This window comes from Rhodococcus aetherivorans, assembly GCF_011058165.1.
Lineage (GTDB): Bacteria > Actinomycetota > Actinomycetes > Mycobacteriales > Mycobacteriaceae > Rhodococcus > Rhodococcus aetherivorans.
Genome location: NZ_JAALEG010000005.1, coordinates 1 through 16,479 on the forward strand (window position 1 = coordinate 1; position 16,479 = coordinate 16,479).

At 73.2% G+C, this 16,479-nt stretch carries 9 protein-coding genes and 1 pseudogene; 3 read left to right on the forward strand and 7 right to left on the reverse strand.

The window, feature by feature from the left end; all coding sequences use genetic code 11:
• Nucleotides 1-143: pseudogene (locus G6039_RS30435) on the reverse strand (wyosine base formation domain-containing protein); the annotation flags it as partial.
• Between the two features lie 69 nt (nt 144-212).
• The gene (locus tag G6039_RS03290) at nt 213-650 is read right to left on the reverse strand and encodes a MarR family winged helix-turn-helix transcriptional regulator (RefSeq protein WP_037200505.1); all 438 of its coding nucleotides are present in this window, start codon (nt 648-650) and stop codon (nt 213-215) included.
• A gap of 76 nt (nt 651-726) precedes the next feature.
• On the opposite strand from G6039_RS03290, the gene G6039_RS03295 reads away from it, so the two are divergent.
• On the forward strand, nt 727-2,562 hold the full coding sequence (locus G6039_RS03295; RefSeq protein WP_029541303.1) for an ABC transporter ATP-binding protein: 1,836 nt from the start codon (nt 727-729) through the stop codon (nt 2,560-2,562).
• A gap of 17 nt (nt 2,563-2,579) precedes the next feature.
• Here G6039_RS03295 and G6039_RS03300 read toward each other — a convergent pair whose 3' ends face one another.
• From G6039_RS03300 to G6039_RS03315, 4 genes are read right to left on the reverse strand one after another with little or no spacing between them, the layout of a single operon-like run.
• Nucleotides 2,580-3,233, reverse strand: a complete 654-nt coding sequence (locus G6039_RS03300) for an isochorismatase family protein (protein ID WP_029541306.1) — start codon at nt 3,231-3,233, stop codon at nt 2,580-2,582.
• A 37-nt stretch (nt 3,234-3,270) separates the two neighbouring features.
• Nucleotides 3,271-4,920: a (2,3-dihydroxybenzoyl)adenylate synthase gene (locus tag G6039_RS03305; RefSeq protein ID WP_029541308.1), complete on the reverse strand. Its 1,650-nt coding sequence runs from the start codon at nt 4,918-4,920 to the stop codon at nt 3,271-3,273.
• 20 nt (nt 4,921-4,940) lie between these two features.
• Complete coding sequence (locus G6039_RS03310) at nt 4,941-5,711, reverse strand: 2,3-dihydro-2,3-dihydroxybenzoate dehydrogenase (protein ID WP_029541311.1); 771 nt, start codon at nt 5,709-5,711, stop codon at nt 4,941-4,943.
• Nucleotides 5,708-6,925 carry an isochorismate synthase gene (locus G6039_RS03315; RefSeq protein WP_206530700.1) on the reverse strand — a complete coding sequence of 406 codons (1,218 nt, stop codon included), beginning with the start codon at nt 6,923-6,925 and terminating at the stop codon, nt 5,708-5,710. Before G6039_RS03315 ends, G6039_RS03310 begins: the two co-directional genes overlap by 4 nt.
• 175 nt (nt 6,926-7,100) lie before the next feature.
• On the opposite strand from G6039_RS03315, the gene G6039_RS03320 reads away from it, so the two are divergent.
• The gene (locus G6039_RS03320; RefSeq protein ID WP_043801508.1) at nt 7,101-14,843 is read left to right on the forward strand and encodes a non-ribosomal peptide synthetase; all 7,743 of its coding nucleotides are present in this window, start codon (nt 7,101-7,103) and stop codon (nt 14,841-14,843) included.
• 160 nt (nt 14,844-15,003) lie between these two features.
• On the opposite strand, the gene G6039_RS03325 is transcribed toward G6039_RS03320, so the two are convergent.
• Nucleotides 15,004-15,456: an Lrp/AsnC family transcriptional regulator gene (locus G6039_RS03325; protein WP_006931915.1), complete on the reverse strand. Its 453-nt coding sequence runs from the start codon at nt 15,454-15,456 to the stop codon at nt 15,004-15,006.
• Nucleotides 15,457-15,578: 122 nt separating this feature from the next.
• Between G6039_RS03325 and G6039_RS03330 the strand changes: the two genes are divergently transcribed.
• On the forward strand, nt 15,579-16,211 hold the full coding sequence (locus G6039_RS03330) for a LysE family translocator (RefSeq protein ID WP_308936531.1): 633 nt from the start codon (nt 15,579-15,581) through the stop codon (nt 16,209-16,211).
• The last annotated feature ends 268 nt before the right edge of the window (nt 16,212-16,479 follow it).

The following is a 16,479-nucleotide window of genomic DNA, read 5'->3' on the forward strand; positions in this document are numbered from 1 at the left end:
GTGTCGGCCCGGTGGATCCGCTGGGTCACCAGCCGGCAGAAGTCGAGGGCGGATCCGGTGACGGTCTGGGTGGCGGCGTCGGGCCCCCAGGTCCACTCCTGCCCGTCGGGCGGGGAACGTGAGATCCGAGCGGGAGGTTGTCGCGCCGAGGGGGCGGTTGTCGGGCACGCCACTCGCACGTTGCCACAACAACCTCCCCCTCGTCGCGGGAGTCACCCGTCGGCGAGCTTGGTGAGGAGGCGGGCCAGTTCGGTGCGCTCGGGGCCGTCGAGGTGGGCGAAGAACTCGGTGGCCTCGGTGTCGCGGGCCGCGTCGAGTTCGGCGGCGATGCGACGGCCCTCGTCGGTGAGGTGGACGCACACGGCGCGACGGTCGGCGGGGTCGGCGACGCGACGGGTCAGGCCCCGGGCCTCGAGCCGGTCGATCACCTCGGTGGCCGATCGCGGCGCGATGCGCAGCGCCTTGGCGACGTCGCCGAGGCGCAGCGGCTGAGCGGAGTGGCCGACGACGTGCAGCGCGCGGTGCTCGTGCGGGGACAGTTCCCACGGGACGAGGGTGGCGTGCCAGCGGCGTCGCAGCGTGCGGGTGGCCGTCATCAGCAGGTCGCGCAGCGCCGGGTCGGTGGGGGCGTCGGACATGATGCGGATCATACCTCACTTGACGGCTGCCTCTTAGTGAGGCAACCTCAACAAGTACGTTTCGTGCCTCACGAAGGAGGTGATGGGCATGATGCAGCCTCCGCCCGGCGGCGGGCCGGGACCGATGCGGCACGCCAAGCCCGACCCGCGCGACCGCGCCCAGCTCGAGGAATCCCCCGTGAGCGTGCGCCGCATCGGCGCGCTCTTCGCGCCCTACCGCTGGCAGGTCGCGCTCGTCGTCGTGCTCATCGTGGTGTCGTCGGTGATCACGCTCGCCAACCCGTTCCTCGTCCGCACCCTCATCGACCACGCGATTCCCGACCAGGACGTGCCGTTGCTGCTCGGCGCCGTCGGCGCGATGCTCGCCGTCACCGTCGTCGCCTCGATCCTCGGGGTGGTGCAGACGTGGATCTCCACCACGGTGGGCCAGCACGTCATGCACGACCTGCGCACCCGCGTGTTCGACCACCTGCAACGGCAGTCCCTCGGCTTCTTCACCCGCACCCGCGGCGGGGAGATCCAGTCACGCCTGACCAACGACATCGGCGGCATGCAGAACGTCGTCACCTCCACCGCCACCTCGATCGCCGCCAACGTCACCACCGTCGTCGGCACGGCCGTCGCGATGGCGGTGCTCAGCTGGCGGCTGTCGCTGCTGTCCCTGCTGGTGCTGCCGCCGGCGATCTGGCTCACCCGCAAAGTCGCCCTGATGCGCCGCGAGATCACCGCCGTGCGCCAGCGTCGCCTCGCCGACATGCAGACCCAGATCGAGGAGAGTCTCTCGCTCAGCGGCGTCCTGCTCGGTAAGACCCTCGGCACCGGCCCGGCCATGTCGACACGCTTCGCCCGCACCTCCACCGAACTGGCCGACCTCGAGGTCCGTTCCCAGCTGTCCGGTCGCTGGCGCATGGCCACGATGAACATCGTCTTCGCCGCCATCCCCGCCCTGCTCTACCTCGTCGCCGGCCTGCCCGCGACGTCGGGAGGGATGACCATCGGCACCCTCGTCGCCTTCACCGGCCTGCAGGCCACCCTGTTCCGGCCGCTGATGAGCCTGCTCGACGTGGGCGTGTCGGTCACCGGTTCGCTGGCGCTGTTCAGCCGCATCTTCGAATACCTCGACCTGACCGTCGAGATCGGCGAACCCGCGAACCCGGTGCGGCTCGACCTCGACCGGATCGCCGGCGCCGTGCGGTTCGACGACGTCCGCTTCCGCTACGACGGCGCCGACCGGGACGCGCTGGCCGGCATCACCCTCGACGTGCCCGCCGGCTCACACGTCGCTCTCGTCGGCGAAACAGGTTCGGGAAAGACGACTCTCGGGTCGCTCGTCGCGCGGCTGTACGACCCCACGTCGGGGCGGGTGACGATCGACGGCGTCGACGTGCGCGACCTTCCGCTCGCCGACATCGCGAGCCTGGTCGGGGTCGTCTCCCAGGAGACGTACCTGCTGCACGCCACGGTCCGGGAGAACCTGCGCCACGCCAAGCCCGACGCGACGGACGCCGAGATCGAGCAGGCCGCCCGCGCCGCGCACATCCACGAGCTCCTGTCCTCGTTGCCGGACGGCTACGACACCGTCGTCGGGGCGCGCGGACACCGCTTCTCCGGCGGCGAGAAGCAGCGCCTCGCCATCGCCCGCACCCTGCTGCGCGACCCGCGCATCCTGGTGCTCGACGAGGCGACGAGCGCGCTCGACAACGAGACCGAACGCGCGGTGCAGCAGGCCCTGGACGCGGCCCGCCGCGGCCGCACGACCCTCACCGTCGCGCACCGCCTCTCGACGATCCGCGACGCCGACACGATCGTCGTCCTCGACCGCGGCCGCATCGTGGAGCAGGGCAGCCACGACGAACTGCTCGCCCGCGGCGGCAGATACGCCGCGCTCGCGGCCCGCACGGAACCGCAGGAAGTCGGCGTGTAAGCGGCGCTCCCCGCGGATCAGCCGGACACCGAGAGGACGCGGGTGCGCAGGCGCCGCACCGCGTCCGCCGCCGGCACCACGGCGGCGCACCGCGCCGCGAGGTAGTGCAGCGCCTCGGTGTGCTCGCGCCGGGAGAAGTCCGCGACGCCGTCCGCGACGACGAAGACCTGCACGTCCTGCATGAATCCGTCCAGCGCGGTGCTCAGGCACCCGATGTGGGCGTAGACGCCGGTGACGACGAGCTGGTCCCGGCCCCACGCGCGCATCCGCTCCCGCAGGTCGGTGCGGATGAACGCGCTGTAGCGCCACTTGGTGAGCTGCACGTCGTCCTCGCGCGGCGCGAGGTCGGCGACGACGGACGTCAGGGCCGGATCGTCGGCCAGGCCGGGACCCCAGAAATCGGTGAGCAGCGCCCGCTCGGCCGGATCCTGGTCGCCGGGCTGGGCGGTGTAGACGACGGGAATGCCCGCCTCGTACGCCGACCGCCGGATCGCGTCGATGTTCGGGACCACCGTCGCCAGCGGATCCGCCGCGCGGTCGAAGGCCCGCACGAAGTACTCCTGCATGTCGTGCACGAGCAGTACCGCCCGCCCCGGGTCGATGGTCCAGTCGACGGTGTTGGCGGGCAGGTCGGTCGGCAGGGGATAGGACACGGACTTCGGCAGGGCCATCGCAGGATTCGCTTTCTGTGGTCGAGCGGAGTCGGGATCAGTGCTGCAGGGTGGCGGCGAGCGCGCGACGCAGTCCGGCGCGGCTGGTCTTGCCCACACCGGTGCGGGGGAAGGTGTCGACGAAGACCACCTTGTCGGGGATCTTGTACGCGGCCAGGCCCCGCTCGCGCAGGAAGGTCCTCAGCGCCGGGGCCTTCGGGGCCTCGCCGTCGGCGACGACGAACACACACGTGCGCTCCCCGAGGTAGGCGTCGGGCACGGCCACCACCGCGGCGTCCAGGACCCCGGGGTGGGCGAGCAGGTGGTTCTCCACCTCCTCGGCGGCGATCTTCTCGCCGCCCCGGTTGATCTGGTCCTTCGCGCGGCCCTCGACGACGACGTAGCCGTCCTCGGTCAGCCGCACGAGGTCACCGGTGCGGTAGAACCCGTCGGCGGTGAACGCCGACGCGTTGTGCCCGGGCGCGTCGTAGTAGCCGCGGATCGTGTAGGGACCGCGGGTGAGCAGGTGGCCCGTCGCGCCCGGGGCGACGGGACGGTCGGCGTCGTCGACCACCCGGATCTCGTCGTGCGGGCTGATGGGCCGGCCCTGGGTGCCGACGATGGTGGCCTCGGGGTCGTCGAGCCGGGTGTAGTTGACCAGGCCCTCGGCCATCCCGAACACCTGCTGCAGGGTGCAGCCGAGTTCGGGCGTCACGCGCGCGGCCGCCTCGGCGCCGAACTTCGCGCCCCCCACCTGCAGGACCTGCAGCGACGACAGGTCCCGGTCGATACGGGGCCGCGCCGACAGCCACGCCAGTGCGAGCGGGGGCACGAGCGACGCCATGGTGACCCGCTCGCGCTCGATCAGCGCGAAGGCGGTGTCGGGGCTCGGGTCCGGCGCCAGCACGATCGTGCCGCCGGCGTGCAGGACCCCGAGGATCCCGGGTGAGCTCATCGGGAAGTTGTGCGCCGCCGGCAGTACCACCAGCATCCGGGTGCCGGCGTCGACGCCGCAGATGCGGGCCGACTCGCGCACCGAGTACAGGTAGTCGGTGTGGGTGCGCGGGATCAGCTTCGGGGTTCCGGTGGTGCCGCCCGAGAGCTGCAGGAAGGCGACGGATTCCGCTTCGACATCGGCGAATTCGCCCGGCTCGTGCTCGCGCAGCGCGTCGAGCGGGGTGAACTCCCGGGCGTCGCCGGCGACGACCACGACCGGCGGACGGTCGAGGTTCGTGCACACCTGCCGGGCCAGGCCGCGGTAGTCGAATCCGCCGTGCTCGCCGGCGATCACGTACGCGGCGGCGTCGGTGAACCGGCAGAAGTACCCGATCTCGGCGCTGCGGTGCGCGGGCAGCGCGAACACCGGCAGCGCACCGAGCCGGAACACCGCGAAGACCACCTCGGTGTACTCGACGATGTTGGGCAGCTGCACCAGCACCCGGTCGCCCGGCCGGACGCCCGCGGCCGCGAGCCCGGTGGCGATCCGGTCCGCGGCGCCGGTGAGTTCGCGGTAGGTGAGGCGGCGTTCGGTGCCGCGGGCGTCACGGCCGACCACGGCGACGCGCTCGCCGTGGCGGTCGGCCCGCACGGACAGGAACCGGACGAACGTCTCGTCCGTCCAGTAGCCCGCGGCGCGGTAGAGTTCCGCGAACTCCTGGGGGTAGCCGGCGGTGGCAGCCAGGGGAGTCCGGGTGGCGGCGATCGTCACGGAGTTCCTTTCGATCCGGTTCAGGCGCGCAGCGTGGCGCCGCCGTCGACGTACAGGGTCTGCATGGTGATGTGGCGGGCACGGTCGGAGAGCAGGAACTCGACGGCGTCGGCGATGTCGGCAGGGTCGGCGATGCGGCCCAGCGGAATCCCCACCTTGAACGAGGCGGCGTCGCCGTCGATCGCGGTGCGGGCGCCCGCGTCGTCGGCCGGATCCGGCCACAGGGACCGTTGCATCGCCGTGTCCGTGGAGCCCGGGGCGACGACGTTGGCGCGGACCCCGAACCGGGCCAGCTCGAGGCCGAGCACACGAACGATCATGTGGGCGGCGGACTTCGACGCGCCGTATGCGCCCATTCCGGCGCGGGGCACACCCGCCGAATTGGAGCCGACCGTGACGATCGCCCCGCGGCGACGCTCGCGCATCCCGCGACCGACGACGCGCAGCACGTTGATCAGGCCGGTGACGTTGACGTCGAACATCCGCTGCCACTCGGCGGGATCGGAGTCGAGCACCGACCCGGTGGTGAAGACGCCCGCGACGTGGGCCAGCGCGTCGACCGGCCCGTGCTCGGCCTCCACTCGTGCGACCGCCTCGGCGACGCCGGCCGCGTCGCACACGTCGAGACCGTGCACGGGGGCGGCCACGTCGAGCAGCGCGGCGGTCTCGGCGAGGCCGTCGACATCGCGGTCGGCGAGGACGACGCGGTGCCCGGCCTTCGCGAGGGTCAGGGCGGTGGCGCGGCCGATGCCCTGGGCGGCGCCGACGACGAGGGTGACGGACCGGCTCACCGCCGCACCCCCAGCGCCTCGAGCACCGTGCCGAACTTCGTTGTGGTCTCCGCGAGTTCGTCGAGCGGATCCGACCCGGCGACGATGCCGCCGCCCGCGTGGGTCGTGAGCGTGGTGCCGTCGGCGTCGAGGACGGCGCAGCGGATCGTCACCATCCATTCGCCGTCGCCGTCCCGGTCGGCCCAGCCGACGGCGCCGGCGTAGAAACCGCGGTCACCCTCCAGTTCCTGGATCAGCGCCCGGGCGGGGGCGGTCGGCGTGCCGCAGATCGCGGGGGTCGGATGCACGGCGAGGGCGAGGTCGAGGGCGGTGACCGACCGGTCCCGCAACCGGCCCGAGATCGGGGTGCCCAGGTGCCAGAGCTGCCGGGTGCTCGTCAGGGTCGGCGACCCGGGGATGTCGAGGTCGGTGCACAGCGGTTCGAGGCTCGCACGCAGGGCGTCGACGACGTGGGCGTGCTCGGCGAGGTTCTTCTCCGACGCGACGAGGCGCCGGCCGGTGCGCCGGTCGACCTCGGGGTCCGGGTGCCGGGGCGCCGAACCGGCGAGCGGATGACACGTGACGAGGTCGCCGCGGCGCCGGACGAGCACCTCGGGACTGGCCCCGACGAGGTGTCGGCCGGTCCACGGTCCCCCGGCGGCGGTGAGGTCGACGACGAATCCGTTGCCGGAGGGGTCGTTTCCGGCCAGGCGGGCGAGCAGCGACGCCGGGTCGACGGGTGCGTCCGCCCGCAGGAGCAGCGCGCGGGCCAGCACCACCTTCGCCAGGTCGTCGGCCGGGTCGCGCAGTTGCCGCAGCGCCGTGGCCACCCGGTCGAGGTGTTCGTCCTCGGTGGGCAGCGTCGCGGCGATCCGCACCGGCGGCAGCGCGACGGTGACGTCCCCGACGGGGTCCGGCTGGTGTCGCAGCGCGACGGGAGCGGTGAGGGCGGCGTGGTGGTCGGGTGCGAACGGCAGCGCGCCGACGACGGCGGCCACCGAGCCGGCGCGCAGCGCTGCCGCGGCCTCGCCGGCCGAGGCGAACCGGGCGTCGACGCCCTCCGCCACGACGGTGCCGTGCGGACGCGACAGCACGAACGGGGCGGCGGACCCGATCTGCCGCGGGGCGGCGGTGCCGATCTGCCGCGGGGCGGCGGTGCCGATCTGCCGCGGGGCGGCGGTGCCGATCTGCCGCGGGGCGGCGGTGCCGGGCGCGGCGACGGCCGGTGCTTGCATGTGCGCAGACCTCTCGTAGTGGTGACAGGGACGGTCGCGGTGCCGTGCACCCGACCCAGCAGAACATATACGGTTAGCCTAACCTTTGGTATCGTCACGTTTCGCGCCGGACCGGCTTCACCTCTCGTGATGCGATACGGCACAGTCGAATTCGACCGTAGAAAGGGGATCGATCGTGCCCACGTCCGGCCCGTCGACCTCGGCATTTCCGCTGACGCGGGCCCAGTCCGGCGTATGGTTCGCCCAGCAGCTCGACCCCGCGAACCCCGTCTTCAACACCGCGGAATGCGTCGAACTCCGCGGCGACGTCGACGTCGCCGCGGTGACGCGGGCGGTCCGGGAGGCCGTCGCCGAAGCCGAGGTGCTCACCGCGGCCTTCGCCGTGGAGGCCGACGGATCGGTCCTCATCCGTCCCGGCGCGCACGAGGCGCCGGAGCCCGCCGTCGTCGATCTGCGCCGCGAGCCCGACCCGGAGGCGGCCGCCCGGCGCTGGATGGCCGGCGACCACACGCGCGTGCTGGATCCCGCCCGCGAGCCGTGCCTGCGCGCCGCCGTGCTCCGCCTCGGCGACCGGCACGCCGTCCTCTACCTGTGCATCCACCACCTGGTGATCGATGCCTACGGCTTCGGCCTGCTCACCCGGCGCATCGCCGAACGCTACACCGCCGACGTGCTCGGGCTGCCGGTCCCACCGGCCAGGTTCGCCCCACTCGCCCCCGTCGTCGCCGAGGAAGCCGCCTACCGCGCGTCCGCGGACTTCGCCGCCGACCGGGACTTCTGGGCCGGCTACCTCGACGGCGCCGAGGACGCCGTGACCCTCGCCGACGGTCCCGGCGGCATCGCCGTCCGCTGCCGCGGCGTGCGCCTGACCCTGACCGCCGTACAGCAGCAAGGGCTCTCGCGGATCGGCAAGGCCACCGGCGCGAGCTGGGGCGACGTCGTCACCGCCGCCGTCGCCGCGTTCCTGCGCGCCGCGACGGGACGCGGCGACGTGATCGTGGGATTCCCGGTGATGAACCGGCTCGGCAGCGCCGCGACGACCGTGCCGATGTCCGCGGTCAACGTCGTGCCGCTGCGCCTGCGTCCCGAACCCGCCCGCACTCTCGCCGATCTCGTCGCCGAGGTGCGTGCCGCCGTGGCGGACTGCCGCCCGCACCACCGCTACCGCGGGGAGGACATCCAGAACGACCTGCGCCTGCCCGCGGGCTCCCGGGGCGTCGTCGGACCGTCCGTCAACGTCAAACCGTTCGGCGACCGGCTGCGCTTCGCGGACCTGCACGCCGCGGTGCACTCCGTGGCCCGGGGCCCGCTGCAGGACTTCATGGTGACCGTGCGGCCGCTCGACCACACCGGCGGCCTCGAGGTCTGGGTGGACGCGGATGCCGACGCCTACACCGCCGACGACCTCGCGCGGCACGCACGCCGTCTCGAACTGCTCCTCACCCAAATCGCCGCGCTCGCCGATCCGCACCGGCCGCTGGCCCGGCTGCAGATCCTCGGCGCCGGCGAGCGCCGCCGCCTCCTCGTCGAGCGCAGCGGCGACGACCTGCCGGTGCCGACGGACCTCACGCTGCCGGACCTGCTGGCCGCGCAGGTGGCCCGTGACCCGGACGCACCCGCGGTGCGCGATGCCGCCACCGCCCTGACCTTCGGCGAACTGGCCGCGCGCTCGCGCCGCCTCGCCCGTCACCTCCTGAGCCGCGGGCTCGGCCCACAGCGGCGCGTCGCCGTCGCGTTGCCGCGCCGCGCCGACACGCTGGTTGCGCTGTTCGCCGTCCTCGAGGCCGGCGCCACGTGCGTTCCGCTGGACCCCGACCATCCCGCCGAGCGGCTCGCCCACGTGCTCGCCGAGACCGTACCCGGTGTCGTGCTCACCGGCGGCGACGGCGCCGCACGTATCGCCGAGATCTCCTGCACCGCGGGCCTGCCCGATCCGGTGAACCTCGACGGGCTGGACCTGTCCGGCTACGACGCCGAGCCGCTGACCCGCGCCGAACGCGGCCGCCCGCTGCACGAGCTCGACGTCGCCTACGTCATCCACACCTCCGGTTCGACCGGCCGGCCCAAGGGCGTGGAGGTCCCGCACCGCGGCGCCGTCAACCTGTTCCACAGCCACCGCGAGCGCGTCTTCTCCCGTGCCCGCGCCGAGGCCGGCCGCGACCGCCTGCGGGTCGGGCATGCCTGGTCGTTCGCGTTCGACGCCTCGTGGGGCCCGCATCTGTGGCTGCTCGACGGACACGAGCTGCGCATCGTCGACGAGGCCACCCAGCGGGACCCGCACCGGCTCGCCGAACTCGCCGGCAGCGAGGGCTGGCACTTCGTCGAACTGTCGCCCGCGCAACTCGAGCAGATCGTCGAGGCCGACCTGCTGCCCGCCGGTACCGTGCCGACGCTCGGCTTCGGCGGCGACGCCGTCACCGACGCCCTGTGGCGGCGTCTGCGTGAGCGCGACGGCGCCGCGTTCAACTTCTACGGCCCCACGGAGGGCACCGTCGACGTCCTCGTCGCCGAGGTGGGGGACGCGGCGGAACCCGTGATCGGCCGGCCGGTGGCGAACCTGCGCGCCTACGTGCTCGACGCCGCGCTGAATCCGGTCCCGGAGGGCGTGGACGGCGAACTGTACGTCGCCGGCCCCGGCGTGGTGCGAGGCTACCTCGGCGCGCCCGGCGCGACCGCGGCGCGGTTCGTGGCGAACCCGTTCGGCGACAGCGAAAGCCGCATGTACCGCACCGGCGACGTGGTGCGGTGGACCGCGGACGGCCACCTCGTCTACCGCGGCCGCCGGGACGACCAGGTCAAGATCCGTGGCTTCCGCGTCGAACTCGGCGAGGTCGAGGCGGCGCTGCAGGAGCTGCCCGGCGTCGCGCGGGCCGTCGCCGTGGCGCGTCCCGACGCGACCGGCACCGCGCGGCTCGTCGCCTACCTGGTGGGCGGCGACGGTGACCCCGCGGCGGCCCGTGAGCTCGTGGCGCGGCGGCTGCCGGCGCACATGGTGCCGTCGGCGTTCGTGTTCCTCGACGCGCTGTCGCTCACCTCCAACGGGAAGGTGGACCGCACGTCGCTGCCGGAACCGGACTTCGGGGCCCTCGTCGGCGGCCGCGCGGCCGCCACCGAACGCGAACGCGTGCTGTGCGCGGTGTTCGCGGACGTCCTGGGCCTCGACACCGTCGGCGTCGACGACGACTTCTTCCTCCTCGGCGGTCACTCCCTCGCGGCGGCCAAGCTGATCGCGAAGGTCCGCGACGCGCTCGGCGTGGAACTGCCGATCCGCACCGTCTTCGACCACCCGACCGTCGAGGGGCTCGCCGCGCAGTGCCCCGACGATGCCGCGGCCCTGCGGATCCCGCTGCGTCCGGTCGAACGCGGCGACCGTGCACCGCTTTCGGCGGGGCAGCAGCGGCTGTGGTTCCAGTTCCGGCTCGAGGGCCCGAGCCCGACCTACAACGTCCCGCTGACGCTGCGCCTGCGCGGCGTCCCCGATCCGGCGGCGCTGCACGAAGCGGTGCGCGCGGTGCTGGACCGGCACGAGGTCCTGCGCACCGTGCTCGAGGACCACGACGGCGTCGGCATGCAGCGCGTGCTCGCCGCACCCGGCGTGCCGTTCACCGCCCGCACCGTCGCGGGGGCCGACCTGGACGCGGCGGTGGCGGCCGCGGCGCGGCACGTGTTCGACCTCGAACGCGAGATCCCGATCAGGGTGATGCTTTTCGAGGGCGGATCCGCGGAGGCCGTGCTGCTGGTGCTCGTGCACCACGTCGCCGCCGACGAGTTGTCCGCCCCGATCCTGCTGCGCGAGCTCGGCGCGGCCTACGCCGCCGCGGCCGCCGGGAGTTCCTGGACGCCGGCGCCGCTGCCGGTGCAGTACGCCGACTTCGCGGTGTGGCACCGCGAGATCCTCGGCGACGGCGACGGACTCGCCGCCCGCCAGCTCGACTACTGGCGCGCCCGGCTCGACGGGATGCCGGAGGAACTCGACCTGCCCACCGACCGGCCCCGCGGCGCGACAGCCACGTTCGCGGGCGGCACGGTCGAACGGCTGGTACCGCCGCACGTGGCCGATGCGCTGCGGGCCGTCGCGCGCGGTGCGGGCGCCACGATGTTCATGCTCGTGCACACCGCCGTCGCCGTCGCCCTCGCGCGCAGCGGCGCGGGGGAGGACATCCCGATCGGCTCGCCCACCGCGGGCCGCCCCGCCGCCGAACTGGACGACCTCGTCGGGTTCTTCGTCAACATGGTGGTTCTGCGGACGGACCTGTCCGGCGATCCCACGCTCGCCGAACTGCTCGCCCGGATCCGCAGCACCGACCTCGACGCCTACGCGAACCAGGACCTGCCGTTCGACCGGCTGGTCGAGGCCCTGAACCCCTCCCGCAGCGCCGGCCGGCACCCGCTGTTCCAGGTGCTCGTGCAGCACCGCACCCCGCCGGTCGTCGACGCCTTCGCCGGCCTGGAACCGCGGGTGTCCACCGTCGACACCGGCGCCGCCCTGTTCGACCTGACCTTCGACGTGGTCGAGGACGCGGGCGACGGCCTGCGAGTGCGGGTGGAGTACGCGCGGGACCTGTTCGACGCGGCCACCGCCGATGCGCTCGCCGCCCGCGTGGTGCGCGCCTTCGCGGCGCTCGCGAGGGATCCGCGGACCCGGCTGTCCGCGCTCGACCTGCTCGCCGACGACGAGCGCGACCGTCTCTGCTCCGGCAGCCCGTACGTATGTATGGACGACGTCGAAGACGTCGGCGTGGACACCCTGGGTGAGCTGTTCACCCGCCAGGCGCGGCGCACCCCGACCGCGACCGCGCTGGTCACCGCCACCGGGACGCTCACCTTCGGGGAACTGCACGCCCGGACCAGTCGGCTCGCGCGGCACCTGATCCGCCGCGGCGTGGGACCCGAGACGGTGGTCGGGCTGATGCTGCCGCGCGGCACCGACGCGATCGTCGCGGCCCTCGCGGTGTGGCAGGCCGGCGGCGCCTACGTCCCGATCGATCCCGGGTACCCGGCCGAGCGCATCGAACACATGCTCGCCGACTCGAGGCCCGTCCTCGTCCTCGACGAGGCCGCGCTCGCCGCGGTGGACCCCACGCTCCCGGACACCCCGCTCGAGCCGGGCGAGCATCTCGGCGCAGTCTCCGGCGACGGGGCCGCCTATGTCGTCTACACCTCCGGCTCGACCGGGCTCCCCAAGGGCGTCGTGGTGCCGCACCGCGGCGTCGTGAACCTGGTCGCGACCCAGCGGCGCCGGACCGTCGGCCGCGCGGAGGACCGGCCGCTGCGGGTGCTGCTGAGCTACGCGCTGTCGTTCGACTCCTCGATCGACCCGCTGCTGTCCATGCTCGCCGGGCACACCCTGTACCTGCCGGACGCCGACCTGCTCGCCGACGCCGCCGCCACCGTCGCCTACGTGCGCACCCACCGCATCGACGCCGTCGACTGCGTACCGCTGCTCATGACCGAACTGCTCGCCGCCGGCCTGTGCGAGCCCGCGGCGCCGCACCGTCCCAGCCTGCTCGCCGTCGGCGGCGAGGCCGTGTCCGCGGACCTGTGGTCGGCGCTCGGCGCGTTCGACGGGGTACGGGCGCTGAACATGTACGGCCCCACCGAATGCACGGTCGACGCCACGGTCGCCGAGATCCGCGGGGCGCGCCCGCACATCGGGGCGCCGATCGACGGCGCCCGGGTGTACGTGCTCGACGACCGTCTGCGCCTCGTCGCGGCGGGCGTGGCCGGAGAGCTGTACGTCGGCGGGCCCGGCGTCACCCGCGGCTACCTGAACCGCCCCGGGCCGAGTGCGGCCCGCTACGTGGCCGATCCGTTCGGCGCTGCGGGCGCCCGGCTCTACCGCACCGGAGATCGGGTGCGGTGGATCGACGCGGGCGGCGACCGTCCGGTGCTCGAGTACCTCGGCCGCAGCGACGATCAGGTCAAGATCCGCGGGTTCCGCATCGAGCTCGGCGAGATCGAGGCCGCGTTGTCGGCGCACCCGGCGGTCGCGGGCTGCGTGGTCGTGGCCCGGGAGGACGAGCCGGGCCGCCGCCGGCTCGTCGGGTACGTCACCGGCGCCGGAGCAGATCCGGAAGTGTTGCGGCAGCACGTGTCCCGTAGTCTGCCCGAGCACATGGTGCCGGCCGCGATCGTGGTGCTCGACGAGTTCCCGGTCACCCCCAACGGTAAGGTCGACCGGCGGGCGCTGCCCGCCCCGGTCTTCGCGCCCGCCGGGGCGTCCCGGGCCCCGGCGAACGACCTCGAGCGGCGCCTGTGCGCGGTGGTGGCGGAGGTGCTGCGCCTGGACACGATCGGACCCGACGACGATTTCTTCTCCCTCGGCGGTGATTCCATCGTCTCGATCCAGCTCGTGTCGAGAGCCCGGGCGGCGGGACTGCGCTTCGCCGCCCGCGACGTCTTCGAGCACCGCACCCCGGCGGGCCTGGCCCGCATCGTGCAGGTCGACACGGCACCGGACGAGACGGAACGCACCGCCGCCCTGGGTCTCGTCCCGGCGACCCCGATCGTGCACGACCTCCTCGACCGCGGCGGCCCCTACCGGGGATTCGCCCAGTCCCGCCTCCTGCACGCGCCCGTCGGGGTCGACCTCGGCACCCTGGTCGCGGCGGTGGGCCGGGTGCTCGCGGTGCACGACGCCTTGCGTACCGTGTTCGATCCGGCGGCAAGGACATTCGACGTCCGTGCCGCGGACGCCGTCGATCCGGCCACGCTCGTCACGCGGGTGGATGTCCGGGGACTCGACGAGCGGTCCCGCTCGACGGTGCTGTCCGAGGAGACCGACGTCGCCTGTGCCGCCCTGGATCCCGAGACCGGTGACATGATGCGGGTGGTCTTCTTCGACGCCGGCCCAGGGCGTCCGGGCCGGATCCTGGTGGTGGTGCATCATCTGGTGATCGACGGGGTCTCGTGGCGGATCCTGGTCCCGGACCTGGCCGTCGCGTGCGAGGGCACCGAACCGGCCGGCGGGGGAACGCCGCTGCGGACGTGGGCGCGGGGGCTGCTCGACCAGGTTCCGGCGCGGCGCGGCGAACTGGGGTTGTGGCGCCGCGCCCTCGAACCGGCCGGGTGCGTGCGGATCGCGGGGCGGCGGGTGGATCCCGCGCGCGACACGATGGTGACGGTCTCGAGGGTGCAGGTGCAGGTCCCGGCGTCGGTGACCGAGGCGCTGCTGACGACGGTGCCGGAGCGCTTCCGCGCCGGCGTCGACGACGTGCTGCTCACCGCGCTGGCGCTGACGGTGGGCCGGGTGTGCGGCGGTGGGGCGGTCCCGGTGGACCGGGAGGGGCACGGACGCGAGGAACAGGTGGTTCCTGGCGCCGACCTGTCCCGCACCGTCGGCTGGTTCACCAGCCTGTATCCGGTCCGCCTCGACGTCTCCGGGGTGGATCTCGCCGAGGCGTTCGCCGGCGGCGACTGCGCCGGGGTGGCGCTCAAGCTCGTCAAGGAACAGTTGCGGGAGATCCCCGACAACGGAATCGGGTTCGGCATGCTCCGCCATCTCGATCCCGAGTCCGGGACCGAACTCGGGGCCGCACCGGCACCGGAGATCGGGTTCAACTATCTCGGCCGGCTGACCCTCGGCGAGGGGGACGGCGGACCGTGGACGGCCGCTCCGGAGGCCGGCGTGCTCGGCGGCACCACCGACGAGGCGATGCCGGTGAGCCACGCGATCGAGGTCGGCGCCGTCACCGAGGAGACGCCGGCCGGACCGGTGCTCCGCGCGACGTGGGGTTACGCCACCGGGGTCGTGCCGGCGTCCGTCGTCGCCGAGTTGGCGCACGGCTGGGTCGCGGCGCTGTGTGCGCTCGCCGACCACGCCGCGCGCGACGACGCCGGTGGCTTCACTCCCTCCGATCTGACGCTGAGCGACCTCGACCAGTCCGAAATCGACGATTTCGCACTGGAATTCGGGTGAGTGCCTCGGCGCTGGGCCCGGAGGTGCGCCGCATCATCGATGCGGACCGTCGACAGCGGAGTAACGACGTGTTCTTCGATCGGGACGGACAGGACACCGTCCCTCCTGGGGCGTCGGTACGCTCCGGGACCGCGTAGGCCACGGAGCAGTGGTCGGGGTCCTACAGGGGCAGGGGACGGTTGTCTACCACGCTTTTCATGACGAGAGTGGAGCTGAGGCGCCCGACGCCGGGGAGGGTGGCGAGGGATTCGTCGTAGAGCTTCTGGAAGGCGGGCAGGTCGCGGGTGATCACCCGCAGGAGGTAGTCGGGGTCGCCGAACAGTCGTTGCGCTTGCAGGACATGGGGTATGGCGGCGACGGCCGGTTCGAATGCCTCGAGGGTGTCGCGGTCGACGGTGCGCATGGTGACGAAGACGAGCGCCTCGAACGTCAGGCCCAGGGCGCCGGCGTCGAGCTGGGCGCGGTAGCCGGTGATCGCGCCGGAGCTCTCCAGCGCGCGTAGGCGGCGGTGGCAGGGCGAGATGCTGAGTTGGACCCGATCTGCGAGTTCGGTGACGGTGAGCCGCCCGTCTTGTTGGAGCTCGGCAAGGATCTTTTTGTCGACGTTGTCCATGTGGAAGATTTTCCCCCAATTACGCGGTTCTTGTGAAAACTATGGGAACGAATTCCAGGTCGATCTCCCTAATCTCTCTATCGGGAACCGCCAGGCGTCCTGGCGGTCCGAGAGTGTGAAGGATGAGTGAGGTCATGGCGGTCGGTACCGTTGCTGCGTTCTGGGCGGTGTCGTTTCTGTTCGTGCTGACGCCGGGGGCGGATTGGGCGTACGCGATCGCGGCGGGGCTGCGGCACCGCACCGTGGTGCCCGCGGTCGGTGGGATGTTGTCGGGGCATCTGGCAATGACCGCGGTGGTGGCGACCGGCGTCGCGGCGCTGGTGGCCCGCTCGCCGTTGGTGCTGACCGCGTTGACGGCGGTCGGGGCGGCGTACCTGGTGTGGCTGGGGATCGCGATGCTCGTCAAGCCCTCGGCTCTGCCGCAGGCCGGGGCGGAGCAGGCGCCGGAATCGTGGGTGCGGCAGGCGGTCAAGGGTATGGGGACCAGCGGGCTGAATCCGAAGGTGCTTCTGCTGTTCCTGGCGCTGCTGCCACAGTTCACCGACACGGACGCGCGGTGGCCCCTCGCGGTGCAGATCGTGCTGCTGGGTGTGGTGCACACGGTCAGCTGCGCGGTGGTCTACACGGGGGTGGGGACGGGGGCGCGGGTGGTGCTGCGCACCCGCCCCGCCGCGGCGCGGGTGGTGACCTGGATTTCCGGTGCCGCGATGATCGGAATCGGTGCGGTACTGCTGATCCAGCGGGTGGTCGGATAGGCCTGCCACGGTGGGTTCGGCCCGTGCGCTACGAGCGATCCGGCACCGACCGCAATGACGAGCAGGCCGTGGGTCACGGTCGGTGCGCCGTAGCGACGACGCGCGAGGACCGTGAGGTAACCGGTCCGCGGAACGACGCGATTCAGCCGTCATGTGGCGACGAGGATCAGTGCAGACAACCGTGCGCAGGACCGGGGACGTAGCGCTTGGCGCCCGCACCGAGTTCGGTTAGCCTAACCAATCAGGTCCGGGCGGGTGCCCGGCGAAC

Bases quoted from the DNA above. Each gene is read 5' to 3' on its own strand.
- G6039_RS03290 (WP_037200505.1), bottom strand. From the start codon at position 650: ATGATCCGCATCATGTCCGACGCCCCCACCGACCCGGCGCTGCGCGAC.
- G6039_RS03295 (WP_029541303.1), top strand. From the start codon at position 727: ATGATGCAGCCTCCGCCCGGCGGCGGGCCGGGACCGATGCGGCACGCC.
- G6039_RS03300 (WP_029541306.1), bottom strand. From the start codon at position 3,233: ATGGCCCTGCCGAAGTCCGTGTCCTATCCCCTGCCGACCGACCTGCCC.
- G6039_RS03315 (WP_206530700.1), bottom strand. From the start codon at position 6,925: ATGCAAGCACCGGCCGTCGCCGCGCCCGGCACCGCCGCCCCGCGGCAG.
- G6039_RS03325 (WP_006931915.1), bottom strand. From the start codon at position 15,456: ATGGACAACGTCGACAAAAAGATCCTTGCCGAGCTCCAACAAGACGGG.
- G6039_RS03330 (WP_308936531.1), top strand. From the start codon at position 15,579: ATGAGTGAGGTCATGGCGGTCGGTACCGTTGCTGCGTTCTGGGCGGTG.